The organism is Acidithiobacillus sp. TH-A36 (assembly GCF_057473445.1).
Genome location: NZ_JBYCKP010000248.1, coordinates 1 through 5,244 on the forward strand (window position 1 = coordinate 1; position 5,244 = coordinate 5,244).

The 5,244-nt window shown below is 50.8% G+C and carries 7 protein-coding genes and 3 tRNA genes; 7 read left to right on the plus strand and 3 right to left on the minus strand.

The annotated features are described in order from the left end of the window. The first annotated feature begins 113 nt into the window (after positions 1 to 113). The 3 genes from ribH (at position 114) to AC2VLY_RS06485 (ending at position 1,719) form a co-directional block, all read left to right on the plus strand. On the plus strand, positions 114 to 578 hold the full coding sequence (gene ribH, locus AC2VLY_RS06475) for a 6,7-dimethyl-8-ribityllumazine synthase (protein ID WP_193649828.1): 465 nt from the start codon (positions 114 to 116) through the stop codon (positions 576 to 578). A gap of 6 nt (positions 579 to 584) precedes the next feature. Then, positions 585 to 1,031: a transcription antitermination factor NusB gene (gene nusB, locus AC2VLY_RS06480; protein ID WP_193649829.1), complete on the plus strand. Its 447-nt coding sequence runs from the start codon at positions 585 to 587 to the stop codon at positions 1,029 to 1,031. A gap of 112 nt (positions 1,032 to 1,143) precedes the next feature. Beyond that, entirely contained in the window at positions 1,144 to 1,719 is a 576-nt protein-coding gene (locus AC2VLY_RS06485) for a tetratricopeptide repeat protein (RefSeq protein WP_193649830.1), read from the plus strand. A 22-nt stretch (positions 1,720 to 1,741) separates the two neighbouring features. On the opposite strand, the gene AC2VLY_RS06490 is transcribed toward AC2VLY_RS06485, so the two are convergent. The 3 genes from AC2VLY_RS06490 to AC2VLY_RS06500 form a co-directional block, all read right to left on the minus strand. Beyond that, entirely contained in the window at positions 1,742 to 2,086 is a 345-nt protein-coding gene (locus tag AC2VLY_RS06490) for a LapA family protein (RefSeq protein WP_193649831.1), read from the minus strand. 36 nt (positions 2,087 to 2,122) lie between these two features. Then, positions 2,123 to 3,805 (minus strand): ubiquinone biosynthesis regulatory protein kinase UbiB, encoded by a 1,683-nt coding sequence (ubiB, locus tag AC2VLY_RS06495; protein ID WP_486892864.1) that lies wholly within the window; start codon positions 3,803 to 3,805, stop codon positions 2,123 to 2,125. Positions 3,806 to 3,906: 101 nt separating this feature from the next. Then, the gene (locus tag AC2VLY_RS06500) at positions 3,907 to 4,551 is read right to left on the minus strand and encodes an OmpA family protein (protein ID WP_193649833.1); all 645 of its coding nucleotides are present in this window, start codon (positions 4,549 to 4,551) and stop codon (positions 3,907 to 3,909) included. Positions 4,552 to 4,805: 254 nt separating this feature from the next. Here AC2VLY_RS06500 and AC2VLY_RS06505 point away from each other — a divergent pair. From AC2VLY_RS06505 to AC2VLY_RS06520, 4 genes are all read left to right on the plus strand, one after another. Beyond that, positions 4,806 to 4,890, plus strand: a tRNA-Tyr gene (locus tag AC2VLY_RS06505). A 60-nt stretch (positions 4,891 to 4,950) separates the two neighbouring features. After that, positions 4,951 to 5,024: transfer RNA gene (locus AC2VLY_RS06510), tRNA-Gly, on the plus strand. 7 nt (positions 5,025 to 5,031) lie between these two features. Further along, a tRNA-Thr gene (locus AC2VLY_RS06515) sits at positions 5,032 to 5,107 on the plus strand. 41 nt (positions 5,108 to 5,148) lie between these two features. Further along, the coding region (locus tag AC2VLY_RS06520; protein ID WP_022970494.1) for a GTP-binding protein at positions 5,149 to 5,244 on the plus strand (96 nt) is incomplete at its 3' end.

The following is a 5,244-nucleotide window of genomic DNA, read 5'->3' on the forward strand; positions in this document are numbered from 1 at the left end:
TGCATCGTGCCGAGGTGCTGAGTGACAGCCATTTCCAGTACCGGGGTATTGGCGGATTTGGTCTCGAAATTGTGGGCCAGCGTCCATTTCAGGAAAACAAATAAGGAAAAATCATGATTCAGCAAATAGAAGGTAGTCTCCAGGCTGGCAAGTTTCGTTTTGTCCTGCTGGTCAGCCGCTTTAACAGTTTCATTACTCAGCAACTGGAGCAGGGCGCCATAGATGGTTTGCGTCGCCATGGTGCCAGTGATGAACAAATTCATGTGGTGTATGTGCCGGGCGCTTATGAAATTCCATTAGTTGCGCAAAAACTGGCCCGAAGTGGAAATTATGATGCGGTTCTTTGTCTGGGTGCCGTTATTCGTGGTGGAACTCCCCATTTTGATTATGTGGCAGGAGAGGTTTCCAAGGGGGTGGCACAGGTGGCCATGGACACTGGTATTCCGGTTGTTTTCGGGATTTTAACTACCGACAGCATTGAACAGGCTATTGAGCGCGCCGGTACCAAGGCAGGAAATAAAGGTTTTGATGCGGCCATGACGGCTCTCGAAATGGTACAGCTTCTGGGTCAGATCTGAGCCTCCATGAAAAACAGTCGTCGTCGCCTGGCGCGTCAGGCTATTATCCAGGCCCTTTATCAGTGGCAACTGAATCCGGGACATTGTGCAGAAATTGCGCTTCAGTTTACTGCAGACCCTGAACGGCTTCAGGGCGCCGATCGCGTTTTTTTTGCGACAGTATGGGAGGGCGTTTGTCAGGCGATTCCGCAGTTGGATCCGGCCATTGCCGAAGAAATTCCGGATCGGCGTTGGACTGATGAAATCAGCGAAGTGGAGCGTGCCATTTTGCGCCTTGCCGCCTACGAGCTCCGTGATCTGCCGCAGACACCATACCGAGTAGTCATCAATGAAGCCATTGAATTGGGAAAGGCTTTTGGTGCTGAACAGGGGCATCGCTTTGTCAATGCGGTACTCGACAAGCTTGCCCAGCGCTGGCGCCAGAGCGAGATAGAGCAAAGCACAAAATCCTGAAAGAGGATTTTCCCTGGTTGGGAGGTTAGCATAAAAAGTTGTGGCAGTTTCTTAGCTTTATGGTGTAACCTTCACATCTGAAAGCTATTAATCCTCATTTATGGAGTGAATCATGTCTGCACATCGTTTATTGTCCAATCCTGCGGTGCTTGCTTGTTCGGCTGCCGCGTTTTTGTTCCTTGCCGTACCCTTGGCCGATGCCCAGACGACGGCCCATAAAGCAGAAATGGAAGACTCAGCCAGCTCGCAGCCGACCGATTTGACCACCGCCAAACTGGAAAACAGCATTGGTACCCGCTGCGCATTGGGCGATGGTGTGCCACAAAATTACACGTTGGCGGCACAGTGGTTTGAGAAATCAGCCATGCATGGTTACGGCAAGGCCGAGTACAACCTGGGCATGCAATATTATTTTGGTCAGGGTGTGCCCAAAGACCTGATCAAAGCGGCCTACTGGTGGAACAAGGCTGCAGAGTTGGGAGTTTCGGCTGCTCAGTATAATCTGGGTAACCTCTATTTCATGGGCCAGGGTGTTCCTCAGGATTACGCCAAAGCGGCATTGTGGTGGCACAAGGCGGCAGAAGCAGGTAACACGCAAGCTACCAAAAACCTTGAAGTACTTGCCCGTACCGTGCCGATTAATAAAACGGCTTCTGCGGTTCCCGTCGCTGACAAAAAAGCCGAATAAGCGGACCAGTACCGCCGGGTTCTCAGCTTTCGGTCTTGGATCCGGTAATACCGTTGTTTTTCTGGATGCGTAAGGCAGCGGCGTGTTCCTTTTCAATATACTCCCGCTTGCCCTTTTCTTCATTGAGTTGCCCTTCAAGATCAGACAGGCGGCGCTCATGACGACGTATTTTGAGCTTGTTACGGATATGGGTGGGCAGATAGATCAGCATGCTGGCGATAAAACCTGCCACAAATCCACCCAGTAAAATCACGCCCTGAGATTGGGCAAAAGTCCATGAAAAAAAATGCACGGATGTCATGGTATTATTCTGTACGGCGAATAGGACAGCCACAGCGGCTATCACCAGCGAAATAATGACCCACATAATAGCAACCCTCCCTTGCTGTTTATCGATTAAGCGTCAATCCCGGATTCTGAAAAAACTGCCAACCCAACGAACACCAATCCAGGTGACTCCGGGTAGTAAAATCAACCATGCCCAGAGAGGCAGATCGAGAATCGCGGAATCCAGCTTATGTGCGAGTGCCGCCATAATACCAATGCCGACGACAATGAAAGTACCACTGACACCAAATGAAAGGCGCAGCATGCCGCGACGGATTTCCTTACGAATTCCTTCCAGATCCTGATTGCGGATAACCAGGGGTAGCTCTCCCTGCTGGGCCTGACGAAGAATGCCATGCAGTAAAACGGGCATTTCCGGAAGGACCAGTCCCCATTCTGGAAAATGGCGCTTCATTTCCGTCCACCAGCCACGGGGACCGCGCTGGCGACTCAGCCATTCAGTCAGCAGTGGAGTGGCAACTTCCCACATGTTCAATGCAGGATTGAAATCGCGGGCGATACCTTCGACGTTCACCAAGGTTTTCTGGAGCAATAGTAGCTGGGGCTGGGTTTGCATGTGAAAGGCCCGGGTCGTCTGGAACAAGCGCAGCAACAGGTTAGCCACAGAAATTTCGTTTAAGGGTCTTTCAAATACAGGCTCGGCAATGGCCCTGATCGCCATTTCAAAATCCTGAACATTGGTGTCGGGCGGAACCCAGCCTGCCTCCACATGCGCCTCGGCGACTCTCCTGTAATCTCTTTGAAAAAAGGCGATCATGTTTTCCGCCAGATAATGCTGGCTGGCATCATCCAGACTACCCATGATGCCAAAATCCACAGCAATAAAACGCCCGCTTTGGGGATCTATGAAAATGTTGCCGGGATGCATATCAGCATGAAAGTAGGCGTCACGAAAAACCTGACGGAAGAAAATATCTGCGGCGCGTCTGGAGAGTTGATCAAAGTTGATGCCGGCAGCACGTAAGGCATCCAACTGACCAATCGGGATACCGTAAATACGTTCCATGACCAGGACCGAGGAACTGCAGTAATCCCAGTAAATTTCGGGGATATAAAGCAGATCAGGATCGGCGGCAAAATTGCGACGTAATTGACTGGCATTAGCGGCTTCGCGAAGTAAATCCAGTTCTCCGCGCAAGGTCTTGGCATATTCCGCCACAACAGCACGAATTCTCAGCCGGCGTCCTTCCTGGGAATAGCGTTCTGCCAAATCAGCCAACAGGCCTAAAATAGCCAGGTCCTGATCAATAATTCGTCTTAAGCCGGGACGGCGGACCTTAATAGCAACTTCACGACCATCCTGCAGCACGCCGAAATGGACCTGAGCAATAGAAGCCGCCGCAGCCGGTTTGGAATGAAACTCTGAAAACAGCGTATTGATGGGTTTGCCCAACGCGCTTTCAATGATTTTGCAAGCTTCTTCAGAGGGGAAGGGCGGGACGGAATCCTGCAGCTTGGCCAGTTCCTGAGTGATGTAATCAGGCAGAAGATCGCGTCGGGTCGACAACATTTGACCGAGCTTAATAAAGGTCGGTCCCAGAGTTTCCAGCGCCTGGCGTAGCCGTTCTGCAAAATCCCCCTGGGGTTTAGGACCCAGCCAGGACATGGGGCTAAGGCGTAAAATAGCCTGATACGGCTTCAATATAGGCAGAAAATAAATCACTTCATCCAGGCGGTACCGCACCAGGACGCGAGTGATGTGCAGAGTACGTACGAAACGAAGCAGGGATTGTCGCATGGTCGCTAGTCTAGCATGGAATTTGACTGCTGCATGATGGGCAAAAAACACAAAAAAGGCGGATCAATGACGACCCGCCTTATTAAGCCGTTAAGAGCTAGTTACTGAACTGTTTTTTGAACCTTGATGTTGGAATTGATTTCCACACGCTGGTTCAGGAAACGCCCTTGTGAAGTGGCGTTGCTGGCGACTGGATCATTGTAGGAATGTCCTTTCAAGACCATGCGATCATTGGAAACACCATGATTGGCAAGGTATTGAGCAACGCTTTGAGCGCGCAACTTGGACAGCTTCAGGTTGTAGGCGTAACTACCCACCTTGCTGCAGTATCCATTCACGTCCAGAACAGCCGCCGGATGATTTTTTGCAAAATCGGCAACTTCGTCCAGAACCCTGATGTCATGATTCAGGAGTTTGTAGGAATCAAATTTAAAGTTGATGCCAGTAATGGTAATGGGCTTGCTGACCAGAACGGTACGTTCGACTGGGGCAATAGGTGCCGGAACGGGGGCCGGAACGGGTGCTGGCTTTACCGCAACCGGAGCAGGCTGAGGTGCGCAATAAGTAGGAATGGGACCATCCGTGACTGGACGTCCTCCACGTACACAAGCACCAGTGGATGTGACTACCGGCTTTCCACCAGCCTGAATGGCATAACCGGTGTAAGCATTATCGGCAAACGCCGTTCCAACAATAAAACCACCGCTGATGGCAACCATCAGCGTAATACGTTTAATATGTTGCATTTATAAACCCTCCTCTCAAGCCCGGGCAGAAATCCACCTGGCAAAATCTAGTACAGCCACGCAGAGAATGTTGTAAATCGGCAACGATGTCAAGAATTGGGCACAATATGCGAGGAGGATCTTTTAAAATCAATATAAAAAAACAACATGGGGCACTCGATTGGCGTGGTGAGGGATAAAAAAGTGCGACAGAGATTGTCATAATTTCTATTGACAGGTACCAGCAGTAAGCGGCACAATGCGCCGCTAATCGTGGAGGGGTTCCCGAGCGGTCAAAGGGATCAGACTGTAAATCTGACGGCTCTGCCTTCGGAGGTTCGAATCCTCCTCCCTCCACCATATTTTGATCATAAGTGTATAGGTAAATAAGCAGTAAGCGGCGCGGGCGCCACGGTTTATGCGGGTGTAGTTCAATGGTAGAACCTCAGCCTTCCAAGCTGATGGTGTGGGTTCGATTCCCATCACCCGCTCCAGAAGTAGGCCCACATAGCTCAGGCGGTAGAGCACTTCCTTGGTAAGGAAGAGGTCACCGGTTCGAATCCGGTTGTGGGCTCCATATTGTTTTTTTCTTGGGTCTGTTTTCTTGGGGAGTTTCTGATGTCCAAAGGGAAATTTGAGCGGACGAAGCCGCATGTAAACGTGGGAACGATTGGTCACGTGGACCATGGGAAGACCACATTGACGGCGGCGCTG